The sequence below is a fragment of the Bifidobacterium subtile genome (assembly GCF_000741775.1).
GTDB lineage: Bacteria > Actinomycetota > Actinomycetes > Actinomycetales > Bifidobacteriaceae > Bifidobacterium > Bifidobacterium subtile.
The window spans coordinates 86,172-113,166 of record NZ_JGZR01000001.1; the positions used below are offsets into that span (position 1 = coordinate 86,172).

Consider the following 26,995-nt stretch of genomic DNA (forward strand, 5'->3'; position numbering starts at 1 on the left):
ACGTTTTACATGTCGTATGGTGCCTTGTTCCGTTGCGCAGCGACGCTCTTCAGTCCCAATGGGCTAGACTCGTGGTGGAATTCCGGCGGCATGAGCGGCGATTCGCCGTCGCCATGCCGCGTTGTGCGGAGTCGGCATCGGCCGGGTTTCGTGTCAAACGGCACCTGACACGGCATGTTGCTGACTCATTGACTAGAATCAAGGAGCAGTATGACTGAAATCAAGCCGCTGAATGAAACCAGGCTGGAAGAGCTGCGCGAGGGCTTCGAGTCCGGGGCTTCCAACCGCCTCGCCATGAACGCCGTCACGACATCCGGCATCGATAAGGTGGCGCGCAACTACGACCGTTCGCGCCTGTTGCAGCGTCACTTCTCGGTGACCGTCGATAACGGCGAGGTCACGAATCAGAATCGCTCCGGCCGCTGCTGGCTGTTCAGCTCGCTCAACGCAGCGCGTTTCATCGCCAAGAAGTCGATGGATATGGATCAGTTCGAGCTGTCGCAGAACTACGCGATGTACTACGACAAGCTTGAGCGCGTCAACTATTTCCTGCGGGATGTGGCGGCGTTGGTCCGCGCCGGCGAACCTGCCGATTCCCAGCTAATGCTGCACTTGCTGGCGGATGTGATGGGCGACGGCGGCCAATGGACGATGGCCATGAACATCTACAAGAAGTACGGTGCGGTGCCCAAGCCGCTGTTCCCGGAGACGCAATCCTCGGCGAATACCAGCCAGATGAACTACGAGCTGCGCTCCATGCTGCATACGCAGGTCGCGCGGATGTACGCCGAGCCTGCGCGCATCGACGAGATCGTCGACGAGGGCGTGGAGGCCGGGCATCGCATGCTGACGATTCATCTGGGCGAGCCGCCGAAGAGCTTCGACTGGGAGTGGACCGACAAGGATGGTACGTTCCATCGCGATGGCGAGATCACGCCGGTCGAGTTCTGGAACAAGTACATCAACGCCGGGTTCGAGGATTATGTGTGCCTGGTCGACGACCCGCGTGCCGAGCACCCGAAGGGCAGGAAGATCGGCATCGAGCATTTGGGCAATGTCGCCGGCGGCGACCCGACCGAATATCTCAACGTTCCCAACCAGTTCATGAAGGACTGCGCACGCAAAATCATGACCGAGCAGGGCATTCCGGTGTGGTTTGGCGCGGACTGCCATCCGATGATGGATCGCGACAACGGTGCCTGGGCCACGGACCTGTTCGAGTACGGCAGCGTCTACGACTTCGATTTCGACCTCGACAAGGAGCAGCGCGTGCGCTTCGGCGATTCCGCGATGAACCATGCGATGGCCTTCTGCGGCGTCGATGTGGCCGACGACGGCACGACGACCCGCCGCTGGCGCGTCGAGAACTCGTGGGGCGACAAGATCGCCGACAAGGGCTATTTCACTATGAGCGACGACTGGTTCAGCGAATACGTCTACGAGATCGCCGTCCCCAAGTCCATGCTCCCCGAAGAGTACCTCCAAGCCCTAGCCGAACCAGCCCAAATGCTCCCAGCCTGGGACCCAATGGGCGCATTGGCCTAAAAGAAACAGCCCTGTGGGCTGTTTCCGGCCAATACGCGCCGAGGGCCGGCCTACGCCGGTCCTCGGTACTCCTCGTAGACTACTCAACGTAACTGTTATTTACCAAACGTAACCACCGGCGCATTGGCCTAAAAGAAGCAGCTCTGTGGGCTGTTTCCGGCCAATACGCGCCGAGGGCCGGCCTACGCCGGTCCTCGGTACTCCTCGTAGACTACTCAACGTAACTGTTATTTACCAAACGTAACCACCGGCGCATTGGCCTAAAAGAAACAGCCCTGCCGAACCGTTAAACAGGCAGCACAGTGTTGCTGCCTGTAGGTGAGGTGAGGCCCCGCCAAGGGGCCGAAGGACGGCGTGCTTTGCGCCGTCAGTCCGTAGGCGAAGTGAGCAGCCGCTAAGGGACGCGAAGGACGATGCGGAGCATCGTCAGTTTCCGGCCAATACGCGCCGAGGGCCGGCCTGCGCCGCCCTCCGGTACTCCGCAAACACTGCAAAACTCAAGCCTTTCCGCGCTAACCCAACCCCAGACGCGTTGGCTTTATCTCAAGGCCCAGTGGACTTTTCCGCGAGAGCCCTGAGAGCCAGCCTCCCCCGCAATCCCACCATGCAACCACCCGTTGTGCATATATGGCAGTTTCCATATACTGTGAAGGTTCGTTACGCGTATGGCGACAAGGAGAGAAAAGACAATGGCAGGTCTTCGTGGTCCGGACAGTTCCGAGGATAGGCGGCGGTTTGACGATCGTGCGGTGCTTCCGGAGACCGTGGATGTGAATATCCGGCAGCTCGACCCCATTCCTGCGCCGCGTGCCTTCCTGAAGGAGCTGCCGCTGCGCGATACGATGAGGGATCTTGTGCTTTCCTCGCGCCAGGCGATTCGCGATGTGCTGGATGGGCGCGACGACCGGTTGCTGGTGATCGTCGGGCCGTGTTCGATTCACGATCCCAAGGCGGCGCACGAGTATGCCCAGCGCCTCGCGGCGGTCAACAAGGAGCTGGATGATCGGCTGCTTATCGTGATGCGGGTATACTTCGAGAAGCCGCGCACGACCATCGGCTGGAAGGGCCTGATCAACGACCCGGATCTCGATGGGCAGTTCAACATCCGCAAGGGCATGTGGCTGGCGCGCAAGGTGCTCACCGATGTGCTCTCGATGGGCCTGCCCACGGCGACCGAGTGGCTGGACCCGATCACGCCGCAGTACCTGTGCGATCTGATCAGCTGGGGTGCCATCGGCGCGCGCAACACGGAGAGCCAGGTCCATCGCGAGCTGGCGAGCGGCCTGTCGATGCCGGTCGGCTTCAAGAACTCCACTGACGGCTCGATCAAGGCGGCGGCTGATTCCTGCTACGCCGCGTCCTGCGAGCATCATTTCCTCTCCATCAACCTGGACGGACGCGTCATCGCGGCGGAGACCAAGGGCAACCCCGACTGCCATCTGGTGCTGCGCGGCTCAAGCCACGGGCCGAATTATGATGCGCAATCCGTGGCCGATGCCATGACTGCGCTCAAGGCTTCGAAGGCCGGAGGGCCGAGCGAACACGGTCTTGTCATCGACGCCGCGCATGGCAACTGCGGCAAGGACGAAACTCGCGAGGCGCAGGTCGTGGAGGAGATCGCGGCGCGCATCGCCACTGGCGAGCCGGGAATATCAGGCATCATGATGGAAAGCTTCCTCGAAGGCGGGCATCAGAAGCCGGCCCCGCTGAGCCAATTGGTCTACGGGCAGTCCGTGACCGACGCCTGCGTGCCGTGGGCTCGGACCGAGGAGCTGCTGCACACCTTGGCCGCCGCGGTGGCCTCGCGCAGGGCGGCCTGACGCGCACTACTCCGAGCGGCTCGGGAGTAATGCGCATCAAACGAACACATCGTGTTCGCTTCGTTATGGCAGTGCGCGTTGAGATTGCGCCATTGATGCGATAAAAACCTATCAGGGTGTCTGTTCGTTTCGCTCGCACTACTCGTAGTGACTCGCGAGTAGTGCGAGCCGCTTCTCGTTCATGCATGGCCTTATCCTTGGCAGCAGTATGAATGTCAAGGAGAATGTGATGCCTGCTGTCCCAACGCCTCGGCCGTTGAATACCCCCGAGGAGCTGCATGCCATCCGCACCGCCGTGCGCGAGGGCAAGAACCCGCTGATCGCCACTGACGTGCCTCGCTGGGAGGATGAGGTCGGCGTCAGCCGGATCATCAATCGCAGGGTTTTGGAGCTCGAACCGCTGCCGACTCCGGCGCAGGTGCTCGGCGAGCTGTCGATGTCGCAGCAGTCGCAGGACCTGGTGGCGACGTCGCGCGACGAGATTCGCGCCTGCCTGTACGGCCAGGACGATCGGCTGTTGGTGATCGTGGGCCCATGCTCGGTGCATGATCCGTCGGCGGCGCTCGATTACGCGCATCGGCTGGCTGCGCTTTCTCGCGAGTTGTCGGGCGAGCTGCTCATCGTGATGCGGGTCTACTTCGAGAAGCCGCGCACCACCGTTGGCTGGAAGGGCCTCATCAATGACCCCGACATCGACGGCACCAATCAGATTCGCAAAGGGCTGCTGCTGGCGCGCAAAACCCTGCTCGGCGTGCTGGACGAGGGACTGCCTGCTGCCACCGAGTTCCTGGAGCCCACTTCGCCGCAGTACCTCGCCGATGCGGTGAGCTGGAGCGCGATCGGGGCGCGCAACACCGAATCGCAGATCCACCGCCAATTGGCGAGCGGCCTGTCGATGCCGGTCGGCTTCAAGAACGCCACCGATGGATCGGTGGGCGCGGCGGTCAACGGCTGCTTCGCGGCGGCGCAATGCCACACCTTCTTCGGCGTGGATCATATGGGTCGTGCCTGCGCCGTCGAGACGCTGGGCAATCCGGACTGTCATGTGGTGCTGCGCGGTTCGAGCCACGGCCCGAACTACGATGCCGACTCGGTGGCGCAGGCGATGCGCGATATCCGAAAGACGATGCCTGCGGACAGCGCAGCGGCGCAAGGCCTGATCATCGATGCGGCCCACGGCAATTGCGGCAAGGACGAGAAACGCGAGGCGCAGGTGGTGCGCGAGATCGCCCAGCGTCTGGCGGCAGGGGAGCGCGGCATCGTCGGCGTGATGATGGAAAGCTTCATCGAAGGCGGCCATCAGAGCGCGGCCCCCTTAAGCGAACTGGTCTATGGCAAGTCGATCACCGACCGCTGCATCGCGTGGCCCGACACGCGCGACCTGCTGCGTGAACTTGCCCGCGCAGTCGGCGCACGACGCTGGAGCTAAGCCGCGCCGGAAGCGGAAAGACGATGCAAACATGCTGGGCGGAAAATGCGGCTTTCCGAAGCCGGCATCAAGGCCGTAGGCGTTACGCCATGCGCACTCCGCCTGCCAGCGGAAAGCCACGACGTCCTTCGCACGCCCGATCGTCGTGTAGACGGCCCGACGAGTACTTTATGGATATGAGGGACCTTGCAGCCAGGAGGCAGCGGAAGGAGTCGAACCTATGACAACGATAGCCATCATCGGGGCGCTTGAGGAGGAGGTCGCGCATATCGCGGACTCGCTCGGCAACGTGCGGCATGACCGTGGCGCGAGCCTGGACGTCGTGTATGGCACGACCGAGGCATTGTCCAACGGGCAGCCGGGCAGGCAGATCGCCGTCGCCGCAACCGTCGGCGGCATGGGGCTGGTGAACGCGGCCGCGACCGTGCAGCGTCTGCTCGACGTCTACCATCCCGATGCGATCATCTTCTCTGGCATTGCCGGCAGTCTGAACAAAAGCCTGCATATCAACGATGTCGTGCTTGGCGGCACCTTGCGCTACTTGGACAGCGACATGCGCCTGATCGCCCAGTGGAAGCCGCAGACCGAGGAGTTCCACAGCGACCCGCGGCTGCTGGAACTCGCCGAGAGAGCGCTGGACGAGATAGGCATCGCGCATATCACGGGCACCATCGCATCCGGCAACTACTTCGTCGACACGCCGGAGAAAATCACGCAGGTCATCGCGCAGACCGGCGCCGACGCCGTCGAGATGGAGGGCGCTGCCGTGGCGCATGTCGCCGCGCGCAATGACGTGCCGGCACTGGTCATCCGGGCGCTGAGCGACAATGCCGACACCGATTACGAGGTGTTCAAGGATTTCGATATCAGCGAATACGCCGACACCGCCGCTCGGCTCGCGCTCAACATCGTCAAGCGGCTGTAAGGCTATGCCATGATGGCCGACATCACTGCGATGCAGCTCGTCGTTCTCGCCGCCCTGATCGCCATGGTCGCCTCGATTGCGCTCACGTGGCTTGTCGTCTCCGTACGGGACCGCAGCAGCGAGCGCGCCGACGGGGCGCCCTGGCGCTCGGAGCAAGGGCTGCTCGCCGATGAGCCGCTTTCGCCGCAGGTCGTGCGCCGGCTGATCGAGACGATGCCCAACGCGCTTATCGTGTGCAGCTCCCAGGGGTTGGTCAGCTATGTGAGCCCTGGGGCGGCGCAGCTGGGTCTGGTCGAGCATGCCCGCCTGATGCCGTCTGAGTTCATGGATCTGCTTGCGCAGGTGGTTTCGGACGGCGTGCTGCGCGAGCGGGAGATCGCAACGGATTCCGGCGAGCAGGCCACGCATATGCGCGTGCGCATAGGGGGCATCGACGACGATTCGTATGCTGTGTTCCTCGACGATGTCAGCGAGCAGCGGCGGTTCGAGGAGGTGCGTCGCGATTTCGTCACGAATGTCTCCCACGAGCTCAAAACGCCGTCCGGGGCCATCGCCCTGCTTGCGGAGACGATCGGCGACGCGTCCGACGACCCCGAGGCCGTGCGGTATTTCGCCGGTCGGATCATGAAGGAATCGGAGCGGCTCAGCCAGCTGGTGCACCATCTCATCGACCTGCAGCATGTGCAGGATATGAGCGCCATCCAAGTCACGCAGCGGGTTGACGCGCTTGCCGCAGTGCGCGAGGCGATTGCGCTCGACGCCACGCAGGCGCAGGCCAAATCCATCGCCGTGCAACTGACTGCCGATCGCCGAGTGCTGCCGCTTGACGCCGCATCCGAGGCCCATGGCGAAGCCGGGCCGCACGCTGAGGCATTCGAGGTGCTGGCCGATCGCGAATCGCTGACGACGGCGGTCAGGAATCTCGTCGAGAACGCGATCCGCTATTCGCCGCAGCACGGGTCGGTCGCCGTCACGCTCGAACGGGCCGGATCCGTGGTGCGCATCCGCGTGGTCGATCAGGGCATCGGCATCCCCAAGGAGGCGCAGCAGCGCATTTTCGAACGCTTCTACCGGGTCGACGCCGCCCGTTCGCGTGCGACGGGGGGTTCGGGGCTGGGCCTTTCCATCGCCAAGCACGGCATCGAAGAGCACGGCGGCACGCTGGGCGTATGGTCCCATGAGGGCTTCGGCTCGACCTTCACCATCGAAATGCCTCTCGCTCCTGAAAATGCCGCGACATGAGAAGTCCAACTGGCCGAATCGTCCACCGTGCCTGTATAACTGGCTTGTGGAATGGTTCGCCACTCACGGAAGGCATCAGGCATGACGCGAATTCTTATCGTTGAGGATGAGGAATCCTACAGGGAGCCGCTGGTCTACCAGCTCACTCGCGAAGGCTATGCGGTGAGCGCGGCGGCGACCGGCGAAGAGGGCCTGCTCCTGTTCACGCGCGGCGGCATAGATCTGGTGCTGCTTGATCTCATGCTGCCCGGCATCGACGGGGTCGAACTGTGCCGGCGCATCCGCGAGCAGAGCCGGGTGCCGATCATCATGGTCACGGCCAAAAGCGCGGAGATCGACACTGTGGTCGGGCTGGAGATCGGCGCGGACGACTATGTGACCAAGCCCTATTCATTCCGCGAGCTGCTGGCTCGCATACATGCGGTGCTGCGTCGCAACCAGATCGACGAGGAAGACGCGCAGGCGCACGACGACGGCGTGACGCTGCGCTGCGGCGAGGTCGCGATGCATGTGGGCAAGCACGAGGTCACCGTGCGCGGGGAGCAGACCTTCTTCCCGCTCAAGGAATTCGAGCTGCTGCAATACCTGATGCAGAACAAGGGCCGGGTCATGACGCGCCACCAGCTGATCGACCGCGTATGGGGCTCGGACTACGTCGGCGACACGAAAACGCTCGATGTGCATGTCAAGCGCATCCGCAGCAAAATCGAGGAGGATCCGGCGCATCCGCGCTATCTGACCACCGTGCGCGGGCTGGGATATAAACTCTCCGACGAAGACCGTTAAGCAGACAGCACGGTGTGCTGTCTGTAGGTGAAGTGAGGCCCCGCTAAGGGGCCGAAGGACGGCGTATTTTGCGCCGTCGGTCAGTAGGCGAGGTGAGCGGCCTCTAAGGCCGCGAAGGACAATTGTTTCTATGCTCTGCGCCCAGCACCCACGCCTGATTCCCAAGAATTCATCTTCCGTTCACCCAGTTCGGCTGCGGACTCCCGTGAGGCGTTTTACGCTAGAGATGTCATGAAAAACACCGTGCGAATCGGATGACGACGTGGCAACACGAAGGCGATTCGCGCACGTTGGCGGCATATGCCGCCGGTTGATGAGGGAAAAAGAAATGCGCAAGAATGCACTTACCCGTGTCCTAGCCGTAGGATGCGGCCTGACTGTGATGGCCGCGCTCGCGGCCTGCGGCGACAACACTGCCGCCAATACCTCCGGCAGCTCGTCCAGCGAAGGCGCTGCCAAGCTCTCGGGGCAGTTCCAAGGCGCGGGCGCCTCCTCGCAGCAGTCCGCGGTCGAGGCCTGGATCGCCAGCTACCAGCAGAAGAACCCGGATGCTCAGATCGCCTACAATCCTACGGGTTCCGGTGCGGGCGTCACCACCTTCCTGACCGGTGCAACCGCTTGGGCCGGCTCGGATGCCGCGCTGAGCGCCGACGAAGTCAAGCAGTCCGCAAGCGTCTGCGCTTCGGGCACCGCCTTCGACATCCCGGTCTACATCTCCCCGATCGCCATCGTGTTCAACCTCAAGGGCGTCTCGGGAAAAGACAAGCACATCAATCTTGACGGCCAGACGATCGCGAAGATCTTCGACGGCAAGATCACCACGTGGAACGACGACGCCATCAAGAGCCAGAACCCGAAGGTCGATCTGCCGAGCACGCCGATCACCGTCGTGCACCGTTCCGACAAGTCCGGCACCACCAAGAACTTCCTGAGCTACGTCAAGGACACCGCAGGCAGCGACTGGAACTATGAGCTTGGCGAGAACTGGCCCAATGAGGTCGGTCAGGGTGCCAAGGGCACCGACGGCGTGATCAACACCGTCTCGCAGGCCGATGGCACGATCGGCTATGCCGATGCCTCCAAGGCCGGCGAACTGGGCACGGCCGCCGTCAAGGTCGGCGACGCCTATGTGCCGTACTCGGCCGATGCCGCAGCGAAGGTCGTCGACGCTTCGCCGCTCGACAAGACCGCCACGGAGAAGAACCGCGTGGTCGTCGCGCTGGACCACAACATCAAGGAGGCGAACGCCTACCCGGTCGTCCTGGTCTCCTACGACATCGCATGCCCGGCCTACAAGGACGCCAAGACGGCTCAGTTCGTCAAGTCCTGGCTCACCTACGTGGTGAGCGATGAAGGCCAGAAGGTCGCCGCCGACTCCGCCGGCTCCGCTCCGATGAGCGACGCTCTGCGCCAGAAGGTGACCGCCTCCATCAACGCCATCGCCACCAAGTAGGCAAAGTTCCTGCCCGATGCTGATCGACATCATAGCGAATCCGCCGGTGGCACGGGAAGCGTCCGATATTGCTAGAGTGGGACGTGAACCGTGCCGGGCGCAGCGCCTCGTTGCTGCGCCACCGGCGGATTCGCATGCCGATGCGGGGAAATAAGGAGAACTGGTGAGTTCGCACAACAGCGGCGCCAAGCCGCAAGGCGATGGAAAAATCGCCGACAATGTCTTCAAGGTCATCGTCTACGCCTGCGGCATTCTGATACTCGTCGCGCTTGCCGCCGTGACGCTGTTCCTGTTATTCCGCGCCTGGCCGCTGATCGGAGGGGATCAGAAGGCGAACGTCGCGACCATCGAGTCGTTCACCGGCGGCGGCGCCCACAACTTCTGGCAATATGTCGGACCGCTGGTATTCGGCACTGTTCTCGTCGCCGCGCTAGCGCTGGTCATCGCTTTCTTCATCGCCATCGGCATCGCCCTGTTCATCTCGCATTATGCGCCCAAGCGCGTGGCCACGGTGCTCAACTACGTCGTGGATCTGCTCGCTGCGATCCCCTCGGTCATCTACGGCCTGTGGGGCGGCATCGTGCTGGTGCCCGCGATCCACCCCTTCTGGAACTGGGTGGCGACGTATCTTGGCTGGATTCCGATCTTCTCCGGTCCTGCCGCCAACCCGTCGCGCACCGTGGCCTCGGTCGCCGTGGTGCTCGCCGTGATGATCCTGCCGATCATCACCTCGATGTCGCGCGACATCTTCGTGCAGACCCCGCGGCTGCAGCAGGAGGCGGCGCTGGCGCTGGGAGCCACGAAATGGGAGATGATCAAGCTCGCCGTGCTGCCCTTCGGTCGCTCGGGCATCGTCTCCGCCTCCATGCTGGGCTTGGGCCGCGCGCTCGGCGAGACGATGGCCGTGCTCATGATTCTCTCGCCCGGTCTCAAGTACTCGGTCAAGATCCTGCAGGCCTCGCAGAACCAGACCATTGCGGCTAACATCGCCGCGCAATACCCCGAGGCGAACGGCCTTGGCGTTTCCACGCTGATCGGCACCGGCCTGGTGCTCTTCGTGATCACCTTCGCCGTCAATGCGCTCGCGCGGGTCGTCACGCGAAAGGTGGTCGCATAAATGTCACAGCAAATTTCGCAGCCTACGGCTGATCCTTCGTCGCAGGGCGACGCTCCGGCCATCGACTTCGACAAGTTCAAGCCCTCGCGCTCATACACGGCGGCACGCAAGCGCAAGGATCTCTTCATGCGCGTGCTGATCTCCGCCGCGTTCATCGTCGCGCTCGTGCCGCTCGTCTCGGTGCTGTGGACGGCCATCGTCAACGGCATCAAGCGACTCGACATCAACTTCCTGTCGTACAACATGTCCGGAGTGATCGGCGGCAACCCCACGCCTTCAGGCGGCTACGGCGGCATCCAGCATGCGATCATCGGCACGCTTGAGGTCACCTTCGGCGCCATGGTGATCTCGGTGCCCATCGGCATCCTGTGCGCGGTCTATCTGGTCGAATACGCGCACAACGGCACGCTCGCGAAATCCATCGCGCTGCTGGTCGACGTCATGAGCGGCATACCGTCCATCGTGGCCGGCCTGTTCGCCTTCTCGATGTTCACGATCGCCTTCGGCCCCGGCACGATCAATGGCTTCGAAGGCTCGGTGGCCTTGTCGCTGCTGATGATCCCGACCGTCGTCAAATCGAGCGAGGAGATGCTCAAAGTCGTTCCCGCCGATCTGCGCGAGGCGGCCTATGCGCTCGGCGTCACCAAGCAGCGCACGATCACCAAGATCGTACTGCGCACCGCTCTTCCGGGCATCGTCTCGGGCGTGATCCTGGCCATCGCCCGCGTGATCGGCGAAACCGCGCCGCTGCTCATGACCGCAGGATTCATCTCCTCGACGAACGTCAACCTGTTCTCTGGGCAGATGACGACCCTGCCGGTGTATGTCTATCAGGAATACAGCAAGCTGTCAGTCACCTGCCCTGCTTCGGCCGGCGTGAAATGCGTCACTTCCATCCCGATGGAACGGGCATGGGCCGCGGCGCTGACGCTGATCGTCATCGTGCTGCTGCTCAATCTTCTGGGCCGCTTGGTAGCCAAGATCTTCGCCGTGCAGACCGAGCGCTGATCGACATGGCGCGAAAAGAAAGCACAGCAGGCCCGCAGGGCCGTTCAGCCGCCGCAGCGGCGAGCCGGCCGCGATAAATACGAAAAGGAATATTATGGGACAACGCATCGATGTCAATCATCTCAACATCTACTACGGCGACTTCCTGGCCGTCGAAGACGTGAATATCGCGATCCAGCCCAACAAAGTCACCGCGTTCATCGGGCCTTCCGGCTGCGGCAAGTCGACGGTGCTGCGCACGCTCGACCGCATGCATGAGATCATCCCCGGCGCGCATGTCAAGGGCGAAGTGAAGCTTGAAGGACGCGATCTGTACGCCAAGGACGTCGACCCGGTCGAGGTGCGTCGCGACGTCGGCATGGTCTTCCAGCGCGCGAACCCCTTCCCGACCATGTCGATTCGCGAGAACGTGCTGGCCGGAGTCAGGCTCAACAACCGCAGGATCAGCAAGTCGGACGCCGACGATCTGGTCGAGTGGGCCCTGCGCGGCGCGAACTTGTGGAACGAGGTCAAGGATCGCCTCGACAATCCCGGCGTGGGTCTTTCCGGCGGTCAGCAGCAGCGTTTGTGCATCGCTCGCGCCGTGGCTGTGCATCCGCAGGTGCTGCTCATGGACGAACCCTGCTCGGCGCTCGACCCGATTTCGACGCTGGCCGTGGAGGACCTCATCAATGAGCTCAAGAACGACTACACGATCGTGATCGTGACCCACAACATGCAGCAGGCCGCCCGCATCGCCGATTACACGGCCTTCTTCAACCTCAAGGCCGTGGGCCAGCCCGGGCATCTGACCTACTTCTCGGATACGAACACGATGTTCAACAACCCGCAGAACGAAGAAGCCGAGCGCTACATATCAGGACGCTTTGGGTGACAGACAGCCCAGTGGGCTGTCTGTAGCCGGGCGCGATGTACGAGCGCCCGCGCAGGGTACAGTCGCCGCCGCAGGTGGCGTCCGTATGTGTTGAAAGCCCTGTGCCGAGCCGTTAGGCGGACAGCCCTGCTGAGCCGTAAAGCAGGCAGCACGGTGTGCTGTCTGTAGGTGAAGTGAGGTCCCGCCAAGGGCGGGGCGAACGATGCTATTGCAGCATCCGTTCGCCCCGCCCTTCGCGTTGCCTGCCATTGCCCAGCTAGGCTGCATACACGCATTCGATGATAAATCGCTGGAATCTGCATGTAATATACCTGACTGCTGCGGGTGGTAAGGTCTCCTCTGTCCGCATCCGGCGGGCGAGTCGCAGTAATCCCGTCACGGTTCAGCCCGTGCGTAAGCCAAGGAGCAGAAAGCAGTAATGGAGCACTTCTTCCATTTGAAGGAGAGCGGCACCACGGTCTCCACTGAGATCATGGCCGGCTTGACCACGTTCTTCGCTATGTCCTACATCATCATCGTCAACCCGCAGATCCTGAGCAAAACCGGCATGCCATGGGGCGGCGTGTTCCTCGCGACCATCATCGCAGCGGTCATCGGCACGCTCGTCATGGGCCTGTTCGCCAATGTGCCTTATGCCCAGGCTGCAGGCATGGGCCTCAACGCCTTCTTCACCTACACGGTCTGCCTCGGTCTGAAGTTCACCTGGCAGGAGACCATGTGCATGGTGTTCCTGTGCGGCATCATCAACATCATCATCACCGTCACCAAAATCCGAAAGATGGTCATCGAGGCCATTCCCGAATCGCTGCAGCAGGCGATCGGCGGCGGCATCGGCCTGTTCATCGCCTATGTCGGCATGCTCAATGTCGGCTTCCTCAACTTCAAAGCCGGCGTCCCCGCGCTTTCGACGCTCAACCAGCCTGTGCTATGGGTCTTCCTCATCGGCCTGGTGCTCGCCATCGTGCTCAACGTACTCAATGTCAAGGGCGCGATGCTCATCACCATCGCGGTGACGGCCATCATCGGCATTCCGCTCGGCGTGACCAATTTCGGCGCCTCCCATTCCTTGGGCCAGACCTTCTCGGAGCTGCCGCAGACCTTCGGCGCGATCTTCACCGATAAGGGCTTCCCTGCGCTGTTCTCCGACCCGGCCAAGCTGCCGCTCGTCATCGTGACGATCTTCGCGTTCTCGATGTCCGACACCTTCGACACCATCGGCACCTTCATCGGCACCGGCCGACGCACCGGCATCTTCTCCGAGGAAGACGAGAAGGCCTTGGAGTCCGGCTCCGGCTTCAGCTCCAAGATGGACAAGGCGCTCTTCTCCGATTCGATCGCGACCTCGGTCGGCGCGATCTTCGGCACGTCGAACACCACGACCTACGTCGAATCCGCCGCGGGCATCGGCGCGGGCGGCCGCACCGGCCTGACCTCCGTGATCGTCGCGATCTGCTTCGTGCTCTCCATCTTCTTCGCTCCGGTCATCTCCGCGATTCCCGCGGCGGCCACCGCAGGCGTGCTCGTCGTGGTTGGCTGCATGATGGCCGCGAGCCTCAAGGACGTCAAGTGGGACGAGCTCTCCGAAGCGGTTCCGGCGTTCTTCGCCGCCGTGTTCATGGCGTTCTCCTACTCCATCTCCTACGGCATCGCCGGCGGCTTCATCATGTACTGCATCGTGATGACCTGCAAGAAGAAGGCCAAGGATGTCCATCCGATCATCTGGATCGTTTCGGCCCTGTTCATCCTCGACTTCGTGACCATGGCCATTCTCGGCTGATCGCTTGCTCGCAACGCTCATTGGGCCTCTTCGACTCGTTCGGGGAGGCCCAATTGGTATATGCCATGCGATATATGCTACGTGCGGTACTATGCGTTTCATATCGGCCATCGTGCGCGGCTAGGCTGGCTCGTCCGCGCTGCGCAAATCCGCATACGCTGCGATGCGCAGGCAAACCTCACTATGCAAGCGCGCCACGCATAATGCTGCAGCGCTCGCCAATGCACAGCGCCCACCAAGGCATCCGGGAGGAAACGTGTCATCGGGAATCGTCGAATACGCCATCAAACCGTGGAAGCGCAAGGATCGCGCATCCTGCGACCAGCCGCAAGGCCGCGTGCTGGTGATGCCGGGGACCGGGTACACCTGCGATCGACCGCTGCTGTACTGGGCCGCGCAGATGCTGGTGCAGTCCGGATGGCATGTCGACCGGCTCAACGTGCGCATCACCAAGGACGATCTCTCCCAAGTGACGCCGGTCATCGAAACCGCCATCGATGAGTGGCATGATTCGGTGGTGGCCCAGGCCGCCGACGCCGGGTTGCCCCGGCCGCGCATGCTGCTCATCGGCAAATCGCTCACCACGCTTGCCTACGCCCATGCCTGCGAGCTCGGCATGCCCATGGCGCTGCTCACGCCGGTGCTCAATCCGGCTCCCTTCGACCTCAGCAGCCAGCGCATCGCCGTGCCTGGCGAGACGACGGCGGCGCATGGGGCACCGAAGCTGATGCAGGCATCCTGCGAAATGCCTTCTGCGGCACCTTCCGGGAACGCCGGCAGCGTGTACGACGCGGCCCGGAAGCCGCTTATCTGCGCTGGGACGGCCGACCCGTATTACGACGCGGACAGGGCGCACGCCCTCACCGACGATGTCCATGAATTCCCGGACGCCAACCATTCGATCGAAGTGCCCGGCGACTGGCGGCGTTCGCTGGGCTATCTCTCCGGCGTTGTGGATGCGATCGCCCGGTATGCTGCCGCGCTGTAGGTCGTTGCCGTAGAAAGTCGTTGCCGTAGGCGACGCAATGGGCCATGGTGCAGCCTGCAGAAGGGGGTTCGCGGATGAGACACGACTGAAATGAACATCACTTTTGCAAATTTCATGATTGGTATTACAGTGATGCTGTAAGGTTCGCGCCAGAGCGCCGCGGGCCGGATGTGCAACAAAGGGGCGATGAGGCTACTTATCACTAATATCACGACATATCTCAATGGAGTTCAGCACGTCGGCATTCCCACGACGGATCTGCAGGGGACCATTGACTACTACGACAAGCTCGGTTTTGAGGTCGCAGGCAAGTATCCCAACGGCGAGAGCACTTGCGCGTTCCTGCGCCTTGCCAATCTGACGCTTGAGGTGTGGACCGTCGACGAAGCTGCCGGCGTGACCGGAGCCATCAACCATTTCGCGCTTGACGTGACCGACATCGACAAGGCCTTCGAGGAGGCGCAGAAGCTGAATCTGGACTTCGTCGAGGGATCGGTCCAATACATCCCGACGTTCTGGCAAAAGGGCATTCGCTACTTCAACGTGCTCGGCCCGAACCACGAGACCATCGAGTTCTGTCAGATTCTCTGATTCGGCAGACGCGAAGTCGGCAGACGCCGATTCGATGCACGCTGATACTACGGTCCTTGGATTCCACGGGCGCAAAGACTCTGTGGATTGCATCTTCGTTCGCCCTCGCCAAAAACGATAGGCGGCGGGGAAGCTGAAGGAACCCGAACGAGTTGCGCGACGCCGCGCAATCCGAACTATTCGGCACTGGTCGTCCAGTGCCGTGCTATCCAATATTTGGTCAGGCGCACCAACGCGGCTCGACGCCGTCATGCGCCTGGGGAAACGACAGACCTCGGACAATCCCGCCCCTCGGTCGTCTCCCAAGAAAAACCGGCAAGAAAGAAGAAGGACAATGTCAGCAAAAGAAGTGCCATGGAAGGAGCAGCCGGACGGATATCTCGACCGCACTCCGGTCCTGCAATTCGTTCTGGTGTCTATTCTGTTCGCCATGTGGGCCATTGCGTCGAGTCTGAACGACATTCTGATCACGCAGTTCAAGGTTGTGTTCAATCTGAGCGATCTGGCTACCGCCTTCGTGCAAAGCGCCTTCTACGGCGGCTACTTCATCATCGCCATCCCCGCTTCGCTGTTCATCAAGAAGTCCAGCTACAAGATGGGCATCATCGCCGGCCTGGCCTGCTTCGCCGCAGGATGCTTCATCTTCTTCCCCGCGTCCCACTTGGCGACGTACGCGCCGTTCCTCTTCGCGATCTTCGTCGAGGCGATCGGCCTGAGCTTCCTGGAGACTTCGGGAGACACCTATGCGACGCTGCTCGGCCCGAAGCGCCTGGGCATGGTCCGATTGAACATCGCGCAGGTGATGAACGCGGTCGGCCTGATCGTCGGCATCCTGCTGGGCAAGTACCTGATCTTCCAGGACTCGAACCTCAAGACGGAAATGGCCAAGATGACGCCTTCCGCAGCTCATGCCTATGGCGTGGCGCAGCTCGGCAGAACGCTTTCGCCGTACAAGTACGTGCTGATCGTGCTGATCGTCCTCATCTTGGCATTCGCCGTCACGAAGTTCCCCTCCGGGCGGCCGAAGACCGCCGAGGGCGCCGATGCGCACGCCGGCTTCCGCGAGACCATCAGCCACTTGATGCATAATCGCCGGTACTGGGGAGGCGTTGCCAGCCAGTTCATCTACATCGGCGCACAGACCGGCATCTGGTCCTTCACCATGCGACTCGCCCTCAACATGTTCCCGCACTTCACCGAACGCGATGCGGCGGACTTCATGCTGTGGAGCTACGGCTTCTTCCTCGTCGGACGCTTCCTGGCGAGCTGGCTGCTCACGAAGTTCCGCGAGACCCGCGTGCTGGCCGTGTACATGCTGATCGGCACCTTGATGCTGATCGGCACCGTCTCCATCCACAGCGTCGTCGCCGTGTGGATGGCCGCCGGCGTCAGCCTCTTCCTCGGACCCGGCTGGCCGACCATCTACTCAAGGACCCTGGAGACCGTCGAGGATCGTCGCTACACCGAGACCGCCGGCGCCATCATCGTGATGGCCATCGTCGGCGGCGCTGTTCTGCCGGCGCTGCAAGGCGCGCTGTCGGACGCCGCAGGAATGCAGTTCTCCTTCATCCTGCCCGCCGCCGAATTGCTCATCGTGGCGATCTACTTTCTCTTCGAGATGCGCCATGACAAGCTCACTCCGAAGCAGAAGCGCGAACTGGCGGCGCAGGGCCAGCTGGTCTGAGTCGAACCATGCTATGCGACTAGTCGCCGCGCCCTGCCAATCGCGACCTTGCCCGCCGAATCCTGACGCATTCGCCTAGGCTGGGAGCCGATTCGCCCCGTTCATGCGCCCGCCCACGGTTTTTCCGCCGCCGGTCTGTGTTCTGCAGACCTGGCGGAACGGAACCGGGGCGGGCGCATGGCGTTGCTGCATGGCCTTCGCGCCGAGGCTGCTGTGAGGCTGCTGCCGCGAGTCGCAGCAGTTGCGATAGCATCATGGCGATGGGAATGCGCTATCGGGGCGACACGCCATGAGAAAAGTCTCCGCGCTCGCGTATAGTATTCATCTTGTAAACCACAGACCGTTGGTTAGAGGCTTCAAGCCTCTCGAAGTTTGGTTCGCCAAGCCAGCGCAGGTTGAGATGAATGGCTCTTGGTTGTGCATTGAGAGTCCGCCGCTTGCGGCCAAGTTCGCTCTGCCTGTGCGCAGAGCTTTTTTATTGCCCTGCGAGGCGAATCGCACCGAACTTCTTAAGTCAATGGTCGACTGTAGGAAGGAACGCCATGAAAAGGCCCGAAAAGGCAGAGGTGATCGCGCAGCTTACGGAGCAATTCCGCAACGCCGATGCGGTCTACCTGACCGAGTACCGCGGGCTTACTGTTCCACAGATCTCCGATCTGCGTGAAAAGCTAGGCCGCGATACTTCCTATTCCGTGGCTAAGAACACGCTGGCTCGCATCGCCGCCAAAGAGGCTGGAATCGAAGGTCTCGATGAGACTCTCGCCGGCCCGACCGCCATCACCTTCGTCAAGGGTGACTACGTCGAGGCTGCGAAGACGCTGCGTGACTTTGCCAAGGTCAACAAGCCCCTCGTGCTCAAGGCCGGTTTCGCTGATGGAACCGTCTACGATGCCGAAGGCGTCCAGAAGCTTGCGGATCTCGAATCCCGCGAAGTGCTTCTGTCCAAGATGGCCGGCGCGCTCAAGGGCACGATGGCCAAGGCCGCTTACATGTTCGCCGCGCTGCCCACCAAGGCCGTGCGTACGTTCGACGCCCTGCGCGAAAAGCAGGAGAAGGCCGCCTGATTGCCTCGCGGCCCATGCCGCGGCACGACGATCAGCATAATAAAACAACAATATTGTTGGCGACGGGCCAACACACTTATCACCCCGCCGCCGTGAAAGAAAGGAAGCCATCATGGCTAAGCTCTCCAACGAGGAGCTCCTCGACGCGTTCAAGGAAATGACCCTGGTCGAACTCTCCGAGTTCGTGAAGTCCTTCGAAGAGGAATTCGACGTCGAGGCCGCCGCCCCGGTCGCCGCCGTTGCCGCCGCTCCGGGCGCTGCCGCTCAGGCCGAGGAAGAGAAGGATGAGTTCGACGTCATCCTCGCTTCCATTGGCGACAAGAAGATCCAGGTCATCAAGGCCGTCCGCGCCATCACTTCGCTCGGCCTGGCCGACGCGAAGGGCCTGGTCGACTCCGCCCCGAAGGCCGTGCTCGAGAAGGCCAAGAAGGAAGACGCCGAGAAGGCCAAGGCTCAGCTCGAAGAGGCTGGCGCCACCGTCGAACTCAAGTAGTCGCCGCGGCTTGTTCTAGCCGCAGCCTGCATAGGACTGGACCCCGTCATCCGCGTATCGTCGCGGGCGGCGGGGTCTGTCATTGTGTATGAGTGTATGAGGCTCGCGCTTTTTTGGCGTGTTCCTGGCAGAGCTAAAAATGCGAGGCAAGCGAACAACGTGTGTTTGCCTTCTCGAAGCAGCGATCGTCGGGATCGCAGCATTCCTGTATGTAAAAGCTGTTATTTTCCATGTGCGTTTCGCTCGTGCCTTTTTCAATGATGATAAAAAGTGCGAGCCGCAGCTACGCTTAAGCATGCCGAATGCGTGAAAGTTGTCAATTCGTGAGGGTAATCCGCGACGCGAGAACGAAAACATGACACAATAGCAGATAGTGTGCGTACATGGAAGGAAGGCCAATACGGTGAGCGAGCAACGGATTGCACGGCGGTGGATCGTCAAGGCCAATGGAATCGAGCAGACCGAAGTGGAGGAGGGCACAAGCGTGGAAATCGGGCGCAAGCCCTTGCGCCCGCTGCCCGACGACGGCTTCGAGCGCATGGAGATTGAAGATTCGTCGCGTTCGATGTCGAAGCGCCATGCCGTATTCTCGGTCGATGAGCACGGTTCCGCCGTGCTGCGCGATCTCAACTCCACGAACGGAAGCTATGTCGTCGGCGACCGTGGCGGTCTGATGAGGCTGCAGGGCGGTGTTGATTTTCCGCTGCCCATGTCGCCCATGCGCATGCAGTTCGGAGATGTTCCCGTGGACTTCGTGCAGATGGAGGAGCCGGGCGACGAGGAGGAGGAAGAGCCGGTCGCGCAGCCGCCGGACCTGTTCTCCTATGCGACTGACGAGGCGAAGCCCGAGCCGGGCATGGCCGATATGTCGGTTGACGACATTCTCAACCTCAGAGCGGGCGAACCGACGACCGCGTTTTCCACCAGAACAGTCGCAGGCAAGGTGAATGCGCTGAAAGCCAGCGCGGCATTCTCCTTCCCGCCGACTGATGAGGCGGGCGCTGATGAAGTAGGCACCGATGAGGCTGACCATGCGGCTGCGGATGGCGTTGCAGGAGGTGAATCCGAGGATCAGGGCGATGCAGCGCACTCGGATGGTGCGCGGCCGGAGGACCGGCAGCCAGACGGCACGATGTTCCCTGATGCGCAATCACCGGCAGGAGCAGAGCGGTCTGCCGAGCAGAATCAGGGCGTATCGGATTACAGTGTGTCGGATAATGGCACGCAACCCGAAAGTGCGCAACCCGCTGGCGTGCAGGCTGACAGTGCACGGGCCGACAGTGCGCAGGCCGGTATCGAACACGCCGAACGATCCGATGACGAAACCCGCGCTTTGCCGCAGGGCAAGGAGCCCGCGCAGAACGGGTCTGAGAGCGATACGCATGCGGCAGCTGCCGTTATGGCCGGGCACGCCTCGGCGCGTATATCGGTGAATATCATGCAGCCCGGGCAGGGCGATGCCGCGCCGCAACGCGATCTCTTCGTCGATGCGCTCAGCGATGGCGGGGAAAATGAGCAGGCGGAAGCCGACGGCGACACGGCTGAAACGCAGCATGGGGCTCAGGCGGACTCGGGGCGCGCGGAGCATCGCGACTATGCCGATCGCTCGGGCCATGCGGGCCACCCGGAATACGCAGGCCGCGAGATTGGCATCGATGAGATTTTCAGTGCTTCGCATCGTGATGACGGCGCTGTCCTGCCGGCGCTGCGGGAATCCGCTGATATCGCTCCGATCGACGTGCATGGCGACACGCATGACACGCATGATGACGCTGTACGTGAAGCCGTCAAGGACGAACGAGCTGCGGACGAAACCAACGTATTTACCCCGGCCTTCGAACCAGGCTCGGTTTTCGAACGGGTGTCCAAGGGCGACTTCGGCAAACGCGAGCCGGCTGTCGACATCGACGGACTGACCTCAGACGATGCGAAGCGCACGGGGGACTTCACTGTGCAATTCGAAATGGCGAAGCATCCGCAATTGCTGCCCTTCCTGGCGATGAACCCGTCGCTCTACGACGATCTCTACGCGTGGCTGGCAGCATTGGGAGACAAAGACATTGACGCGGCGTTGGCGCGTAACGCCGGATATGAGGAATACCGCACAGCGGTAGGGAAGTGAGCGGGGCATGAGCGAAACCACGCAGTCCGGATTCTCCGGAGCAGGCTTGGAACGCATTCGTCGGTGGCATGAGGATTTCCGCACCGGCCTGGGCCCGTCACCGCTTGAGGACGTGAGCCAGCTGACCGCGCAGCTGGATATGACCCATGCGCATCCTTCGGGGATCGCGCAGCTTTTCGCCAGCGGGCAGGCCGCGCTCGAAGCGTTGTTCCGCGACTCGGGCATGCTGCGCGCCGCAGGGCGACGGCTGGAACGCGTGCTGGACGACCGCGCGGCGAAGCGCAGGCTCAGCGGCGTGGCTCCGTTGTCGATGATCGTGGGCGTGGCGACGTGGACGGGCAACAGCGTCCCGGTGCTGATGTATCCCGTCGATGTGGTGCGCAAGCCGAACGGCAAGGAAACCGATGCCACAATAAGGTTTACGGGGCATGTGCGGCTTAATCCGAGCTTCGTGGCCGCCTTGCGCGAGCAGGGCGTCGAGCTCGACGAGGACGAGCTCTTCGACGGCAGCAATTATGACAGCGGGACGCCTGAGACCTCGGCCGTCTTCGAGGCCATCATGCGGCAGGCCACCGGCGTTTTCGCTGATTTCGATATCGAACGCGACATTGTGCTGGGCTGCTTCATCGACCCAGCATCGCAGATACTGCTTGAAACGCGCGCGATCATCGAGCGCCTCGAGCACGGCGGCAGCGGCAGCACCGTGCTGGACGCCCTCGCCGGAGACCAGCAGGCCGCAGCCGCGCTTAAGGGCTCCGAACCATTGCCATACAGTCCTTTTGACGGCGACCCGCATAACGAGTACGAGATCGGCGACGTGGACAATACCGTGCGGTACGCGGCGAATATGGCCGCTGCCGGAAAATCGCTGTTCCTGGACGTTTCGGCTGGGCGCGACACCGCCTTGGAATCCGCGGCCATCGCCTCGCGCTGCGTGATGAATGGCCGTTCGGTGCTCTACGTGCCTTGCGTGGCCGAGCAGAAACGTCGCTTTCTCGCTGCGATAGGCACCAGCGAACTGGAAGGGCAGGTGCTGGACGCCGCCGACGAACACCTCAACCACAGCCTGGACCGGCAGCTGATTGAAGCGGTCGGATTCCAGCCCGGCGTGGCGATCTCGCGCTTCGACCAGCTTGCTGATGAGCTGGTCGGGGTCAGGTCACGGCTGGCGCGCTATTTGGGCGATCTGCATGGGGTGAGCGAGCAGTGGGGCGTTTCCGCCTACCAGACTATCCAGAATCTGGCGACTATCGCCATGCTGCCCACTCATCCGGCGACGCATGTGCGGCTGAGCAAAGCCGCGGCCCACTCGATCGGCGAGCATATGGACGAGTGGAGCGCCAAGCTTCGACAGGCCGGCGAACTGGGCGAATACGCCGTCGGCCCCGAAGACACCTCCTGGTACAAGGCTTCCGTGCTGAGCGAGGAGGAAGCAGTCGCAGCATATCGCCGCGTCGGCGACGTGCTGCGCAAGCTGCTGCCGGCCACGCGCTCGCAGGTCGCCTCCACAGTGCAGACCTGCGGATTCCCGATTCCCACTACTGCGCAGGAGTGGAGCCGCCAGACCATGGTGCTGCGCAATCTGCGCCGTGTGCTCGATGTGTTCCAGCCCGAGATCTTCGAGCGTGACATCGATGCGATGATCGAGGCCAGCAAGCCCAAGTCGCTGCGCAAGTCCGAAGGCACGTCGATGGGTTTCTGGGAGCGTCGTCGGCACGTCAAGGAAGCCAAAAGCCTATTGCGCGTCGGCGCGCAGGTGGAGGATCTGCACGAGGCGCTCAAAGTCGTCGCCAAGCAAGCCGAGCAATGGCATATTTTCGTGCCGCATGGCGGTTGGCCGGTGCTGCCCGCCAAGCTTGATTCGATTCTCGAAACGCAGGAATCGCTTATGGAGAGCATCACGGCCCTTGACGCCGTGCTCGCCACCACGCCGCTTGGCGCGAATCTGGAGACGCTTGACTTCAACACGCTCGAGGAGCGTCTCAAGGCGCTGTATGACGATCATCTGGCGTTGGATACCCTGCCTGGCCGCTGCCGGCTGGAACGCGAATTCCAGACCATAGGATTGGGCGAGCTGGTGGATGATCTACGCAATCGCGCCGTCGACACCGATGCGGTCGAAGGCGAGCTGCAGCTTTCGTGGTGGACGACTGTTTTCGAAGACATCGTGCGCTCCTCGGCCATTATCTCCAACCAGGATGGCTCGGCGATGCAGGCCGCCGCCGATCGCTTCGCGCAGGTCGATATCGAGCATGTGCGCTCGATCGGTCCCATGGTGCGCCAAGAGGCGATGCGCCGCCTGTGCGATCTGCTGTTCTCGCGCACCCAGGAGGCCAACCAGCTGCATACCGTATTGGCCGGCGCCTCGCCCGTGCGGCTGAGCAAGCTGCAGCGCGACCATCCGCAGATTCTCGCCGCGGCCAAGCCCATCATCGTAGGCACGCCATCCACGCTCGCCGCGCTGAGCGACCCGGTTCCGCTATGCGATGTGGCGATTATCGACGCGGGCGCCCACCTGCCTTCCATCCAGTTGTTGTCCGTCGTCAGCCGCGCCCGTCAGATCGTGGTGCTGGCGCACCGCGACACCGTGACCTCCGATGCCTTGGCCGCGCTAATCGACATGCTCCCGGCCGTCAAAACCGCAGCACGCCCGGTACGACGTTCGCCGCAGCTTGCCGCGCTGCTGGAACACCAAGGCTACGGCCCAGCGCCATGCGATCCGACAAGCGAAGCCATGCAAGGCCATGTCGCCTTCCACAAGATCGAGGCGGTCGGCGTTCCGGTGATGTCCAGCGGACTGGTAGAGAGCAGCCAGCAGGAGATCGACGAAGTCATACGCCTCATCACGCAGCGCGCCTCGAGTTTCACGATCGTGCCGGCCGGCTATGTGCTGGGCGTCGTCACGCTGACTTCGGTGTTCAGAACCCGTCTGGGAGCCGAGCTCAAATCGCTGGCGACGAAGAACCCGGCGATGGGCCGCTTCCTTCGCCATGTACGCCTCATCAGCATCACCGATGTGACTGGAGCCCGCGCCAACGATGTGATCATCTCCCTGTGCTACGCCAAAACCTCGCACGGTCGGCTGCTCCAGCAATTCGGCCATCTTGAAGGCGAAGGAGGCCGGGGCCTGCTGCTCGATGCTCTCGCTCTGGCCGATCGCAACGTGGACATCGTCTCCGCCTTCGGGTCCGAGGATCTTGATGACGATCGCCTGCACCAGCCCGGTCCCCAGCTGCTGAAAACCATGCTGGCGTGGGCCGAACAGCAGGAAGACGAGCCGGTGCGCCCCGCAGTCAAGACGACCTCGGACAATGTGCTGCTCAACGATCTGGCTGATCGCATCCGCGCTCGCGGGCTGAACGTGGCCGTGGATTACGGCTTCGCCAACGGCATGCATATTCCGCTGGTCGTGGGGCTGAAGGCCAAGCCTTTCGCACTCGCGGTGATCACGGACGATGCGCGCTTCATGGGCATCCAGTCGACTCGGGAGCGCCACCGCGTCCTCATGCAGGACTTGGAGACGCTTGGCTGGTCGGTCATGAACGTGTGGAGCGTAGGCGCCTTTGTGAACCCCGACAAAGAGGTTGACCGCATAGTCGAACGCATCAGCGAAATCTACCGGGAGGTGCGATGAGCGCCTATGATCCGAGTCGTCGCAAGCCTCGTGCGCATGCCCGCGTCGTGCGGCCCGGATCCGAGCGGTTTGATGCGGACGGCGTCAAACTCGAACCTGGCGATATGCGCGCTGAGGGCCAGCGCGAGGCCGATGACGACAAGCGCATACTGACCGAGCTGCCGCCGCACTGGGGCGTATTCGCCGAACGCGACTGAGATCTTGGCGAGTTTCGAGGCATCGGCTTGCCTGATTCCTTCGACCTGGTCGGACGATGCGCTCGGGCCTTGGCGTGACTGCATCCTTGTGATGATTCACGGGCCTCGCCAGTCTCTTATGCCATCTTCTCTTGTTGATTCAGCGCATCGGTTTCTCCTGCCATGTCGTAGGCGTCATCGATTTCCCTATTTGGCTACAGCCATAATCGCCCCCTGCTCTTGCACGGACAGCATGATGGCGGCATCATGGGGCGGAAGCGCGAGCGGCACGGACACGCCCGCGCCGGTATCATCGCGATGCGCCTCACCCATGACGATGGCGGTGTTGACGATCACGCATGTGGCCTCGCTCCGCTCGGCTGGCGGCGCATCGCCGTCGCTTGGCGTGCCTTCGGGCTGCGCGGCATCGGCATCGGCCGCCGCGTCTCCATCCTGGACGCCGCTGTTTTGGGAGTCGCCGTCTTGGGAGTCGTCGTTAGCTGTAGGGGTTTGCTCCGCGGGGCAGCTGCTGGAGGCCGCCAGCGACACTTCGTCGCCGAGCCGTATGCCAAAGGACGCCCCCGCTAATCGGGCTTCGACCACGGTGAAGCCCTTGGGCACCACAGGCGAGGCTCTGATCATGTTGCCTACAAGCAACTGCCCGGGCTTGATATCGATCTGCGCGATTCGTCCATTCACCTCGGATGGTGTCTGCGCCGCGGACTGCCATGCCGTGGCAGCCGGAACCGTGCGCGTTTCGACATCGGCGGTGCGAATGAGCGCACCCTGCCGCAGCGGCCGGGCGGCCACGAGCACTTCCTGCGTCGCGGTGGCGGAAGCCACGCTGTGCAAGGTGAACAGCACGGCGAGTCCAGCCAGCACAGGTATCAGCACGCGCCTCAGCGCAGCGATGGCGCGTCGCCGTCGCAGACCGAATCGTGGGGGAGGCTGATCGCTCCCACGGCCGCGGAGATGGGAGCGAGCCGCAGCCAACAGGGGTATATGAAATGAAGTAACCATATTGCCATGGTGGCCTCATCGGCTTGCCAAGTCCACACGAATCAGGTCATGTGGTCGAACGCTTGGACTTATCCACATTTCGGGCGTGCCGAGCCGTTAAGCAGAAAGCCCTGTGGGCTTTCAGGTGAGGCCGAGTGGCCGATAAGGCCGCGAAGAACGGTGTCTAATGGCACCGTCGGTCTGTAAACGAAGTGAGGCTTCGTCAAATCATGGACGAAGCCATGGCTTGACGGCCATGCTGGGCCCGGCCTCCGGAATCGGATTTAAGAGACGATGCCGGAGGCCGCAGCTACTTCGAGCTTTTCCCGCTTCCGCTGTCCGTGCGGTAGAAACCGTGCCCCTTGAATTCGATCGGAACCGCCGAGAACACCTTGCGCACCTGTTCTTCATGGCAGCTCGGGCATACGGTGATAGGGTCGTCATCGAACGATTGATGTTCGGTGAAGTCATACCCGCAGTTCTTGCAACGGTAATGATAGGTTGGCAACGGTCTTCCTCCACTGGTTCAAGTCAGATGATCGGCTGAAATTCAGTCCGTTCATATCCTAGTACCAGCCTCGACACGCGCAGTTTCACCAGTCGTGAACGACGCAAGCTCATCGCCGGACGAACTTAATGCGAAATCACAAGTCGCCCAGATCCAATGCCTCATCCACTGCGATATCGTGATCCTCGCGCGGCAACGGCCCGCTCGTCCGCTCCCAAGGCCAGCAGATAGCCACGGTGCGTGTGTGCGGTCCGCATTGAGCAAGGGCGCGGTCGTACCAGCCTCCGCCGCGCCCCAGGCGCATATTGCTGCCGTCGAGTGCCAAAGCCGGTACGAAAACCACGCTGGCGTCGCGCAGAGCCTCGGCCCCGAGCACCTCTCCGCGCGGTTCGCGAGGGCGTATGCCGCCCGAAGCCGTGCGCGGCATGGTCTCAAGCGCACTCGAATCGTCCATTTCGCCCCATCCGATGTCCAATCCGGAGCCGAGGCGGGGAACCAGCACGCGCATGCCGCGCCGCTGCAAAGCCGCGATCATCGGCAATGTCGGAATCTCGCTTCCCATGGAAATATACGCGGCAACCGTGCTGTGCGCCGCGAGCCCTTCGACGCGCCGCAGCGCAGCCTGTGCCAGCAGCTCGCCGGCGCGTTCGAATTCATCGGCTCCGATGGCCCGACGCCGTTCGAGCGCCTTCTTGCGCAAGGCTTTCTTCGTGGCTTTCACTTCGTTCATGATCATCCTCGTTTCCCTCGCTCGCTTCGA

At 62.3% G+C, this 26,995-nt stretch carries 22 protein-coding genes; 19 read left to right on the top strand and 3 right to left on the bottom strand.

Annotated elements, in window-relative coordinates; genetic code table 11:
- The first annotated feature begins 210 nt into the window (after positions 1 to 210).
- The 19 genes from BISU_RS00360 (at position 211) to BISU_RS11840 (ending at position 24,749) form a co-directional block, all read left to right on the top strand.
- Positions 211 to 1,545 carry a C1 family peptidase gene (locus BISU_RS00360; RefSeq protein WP_024464069.1) on the top strand — a complete coding sequence of 445 codons (1,335 nt, stop codon included), beginning with the start codon at positions 211 to 213 and terminating at the stop codon, positions 1,543 to 1,545.
- Positions 1,546 to 2,234: 689 nt separating this feature from the next.
- The gene (locus BISU_RS00365; protein ID WP_024464283.1) at positions 2,235 to 3,365 is read left to right on the top strand and encodes a 3-deoxy-7-phosphoheptulonate synthase; all 1,131 of its coding nucleotides are present in this window, start codon (positions 2,235 to 2,237) and stop codon (positions 3,363 to 3,365) included.
- Between the two features lie 229 nt (positions 3,366 to 3,594).
- A complete protein-coding gene (locus BISU_RS00370) occupies positions 3,595 to 4,794 on the top strand; it encodes a 3-deoxy-7-phosphoheptulonate synthase (protein WP_033502772.1) in 1,200 nt (399 codons plus the stop codon).
- A gap of 220 nt (positions 4,795 to 5,014) precedes the next feature.
- Positions 5,015 to 5,719, top strand: a complete 705-nt coding sequence (mtnN, locus tag BISU_RS00375; protein ID WP_024464285.1) for a 5'-methylthioadenosine/S-adenosylhomocysteine nucleosidase — start codon at positions 5,015 to 5,017, stop codon at positions 5,717 to 5,719.
- Between the two features lie 9 nt (positions 5,720 to 5,728).
- Positions 5,729 to 6,961, top strand: a complete 1,233-nt coding sequence (locus BISU_RS00380; protein ID WP_033502758.1) for a sensor histidine kinase — start codon at positions 5,729 to 5,731, stop codon at positions 6,959 to 6,961.
- Positions 6,962 to 7,042: 81 nt separating this feature from the next.
- Positions 7,043 to 7,747 carry a response regulator transcription factor gene (locus BISU_RS00385; RefSeq protein WP_024464287.1) on the top strand — a complete coding sequence of 235 codons (705 nt, stop codon included), beginning with the start codon at positions 7,043 to 7,045 and terminating at the stop codon, positions 7,745 to 7,747.
- Positions 7,748 to 8,075: 328 nt separating this feature from the next.
- Positions 8,076 to 9,200 (top strand): phosphate ABC transporter substrate-binding protein PstS, encoded by a 1,125-nt coding sequence (pstS, locus tag BISU_RS00390; RefSeq protein ID WP_024464288.1) that lies wholly within the window; start codon positions 8,076 to 8,078, stop codon positions 9,198 to 9,200.
- A gap of 163 nt (positions 9,201 to 9,363) precedes the next feature.
- A complete protein-coding gene (gene pstC, locus BISU_RS00395; RefSeq protein ID WP_024464289.1) occupies positions 9,364 to 10,317 on the top strand; it encodes a phosphate ABC transporter permease subunit PstC in 954 nt (317 codons plus the stop codon).
- Entirely contained in the window at positions 10,318 to 11,325 is a 1,008-nt protein-coding gene (pstA, locus tag BISU_RS00400) for a phosphate ABC transporter permease PstA (protein ID WP_024464290.1), read from the top strand. It abuts the gene before it with no gap.
- A gap of 94 nt (positions 11,326 to 11,419) precedes the next feature.
- Entirely contained in the window at positions 11,420 to 12,199 is a 780-nt protein-coding gene (pstB, locus tag BISU_RS00405) for a phosphate ABC transporter ATP-binding protein PstB (RefSeq protein WP_024464291.1), read from the top strand.
- 418 nt (positions 12,200 to 12,617) lie between these two features.
- The gene (locus tag BISU_RS00410) at positions 12,618 to 13,976 is read left to right on the top strand and encodes an NCS2 family permease (RefSeq protein ID WP_024464292.1); all 1,359 of its coding nucleotides are present in this window, start codon (positions 12,618 to 12,620) and stop codon (positions 13,974 to 13,976) included.
- A gap of 256 nt (positions 13,977 to 14,232) precedes the next feature.
- Positions 14,233 to 14,964 carry a hypothetical protein gene (locus BISU_RS00415; RefSeq protein ID WP_024464293.1) on the top strand — a complete coding sequence of 244 codons (732 nt, stop codon included), beginning with the start codon at positions 14,233 to 14,235 and terminating at the stop codon, positions 14,962 to 14,964.
- A gap of 186 nt (positions 14,965 to 15,150) precedes the next feature.
- Entirely contained in the window at positions 15,151 to 15,555 is a 405-nt protein-coding gene (locus tag BISU_RS00420) for a VOC family protein (protein WP_024464294.1), read from the top strand.
- 334 nt (positions 15,556 to 15,889) lie between these two features.
- Positions 15,890 to 17,239, top strand: a complete 1,350-nt coding sequence (gene fucP, locus BISU_RS00425; RefSeq protein WP_024464295.1) for an L-fucose:H+ symporter permease — start codon at positions 15,890 to 15,892, stop codon at positions 17,237 to 17,239.
- Between the two features lie 542 nt (positions 17,240 to 17,781).
- A complete protein-coding gene (gene rplJ, locus BISU_RS00430) occupies positions 17,782 to 18,303 on the top strand; it encodes a 50S ribosomal protein L10 (protein WP_024464296.1) in 522 nt (173 codons plus the stop codon).
- Between the two features lie 112 nt (positions 18,304 to 18,415).
- On the top strand, positions 18,416 to 18,796 hold the full coding sequence (gene rplL, locus BISU_RS00435) for a 50S ribosomal protein L7/L12 (protein WP_024464297.1): 381 nt from the start codon (positions 18,416 to 18,418) through the stop codon (positions 18,794 to 18,796).
- 403 nt (positions 18,797 to 19,199) lie between these two features.
- Complete coding sequence (locus tag BISU_RS13030; RefSeq protein WP_024464298.1) at positions 19,200 to 20,918, top strand: variant leucine-rich repeat-containing protein; 1,719 nt, start codon at positions 19,200 to 19,202, stop codon at positions 20,916 to 20,918.
- Between the two features lie 7 nt (positions 20,919 to 20,925).
- Positions 20,926 to 24,552, top strand: a complete 3,627-nt coding sequence (locus BISU_RS00445) for a helicase (RefSeq protein ID WP_024464299.1) — start codon at positions 20,926 to 20,928, stop codon at positions 24,550 to 24,552.
- Positions 24,549 to 24,749: a hypothetical protein gene (locus BISU_RS11840; RefSeq protein ID WP_081672800.1), complete on the top strand. Its 201-nt coding sequence runs from the start codon at positions 24,549 to 24,551 to the stop codon at positions 24,747 to 24,749. The genes BISU_RS00445 and BISU_RS11840 overlap by 4 nt, the downstream gene beginning before the upstream one ends.
- Before the next feature lie 186 nt (positions 24,750 to 24,935).
- On the opposite strand, the gene BISU_RS00455 is transcribed toward BISU_RS11840, so the two are convergent.
- From BISU_RS00455 to BISU_RS00465, 3 genes are all read right to left on the bottom strand, one after another.
- Complete coding sequence (locus BISU_RS00455) at positions 24,936 to 25,748, bottom strand: SAF domain-containing protein (protein ID WP_081672801.1); 813 nt, start codon at positions 25,746 to 25,748, stop codon at positions 24,936 to 24,938.
- 289 nt (positions 25,749 to 26,037) lie between these two features.
- The gene (locus tag BISU_RS00460) at positions 26,038 to 26,235 is read right to left on the bottom strand and encodes an FmdB family zinc ribbon protein (RefSeq protein WP_024464302.1); all 198 of its coding nucleotides are present in this window, start codon (positions 26,233 to 26,235) and stop codon (positions 26,038 to 26,040) included.
- A gap of 136 nt (positions 26,236 to 26,371) precedes the next feature.
- Positions 26,372 to 26,965, bottom strand: a complete 594-nt coding sequence (locus BISU_RS00465) for a 5-formyltetrahydrofolate cyclo-ligase (RefSeq protein ID WP_024464303.1) — start codon at positions 26,963 to 26,965, stop codon at positions 26,372 to 26,374.
- Between the last annotated feature and the right edge of the window lie 30 nt (positions 26,966 to 26,995).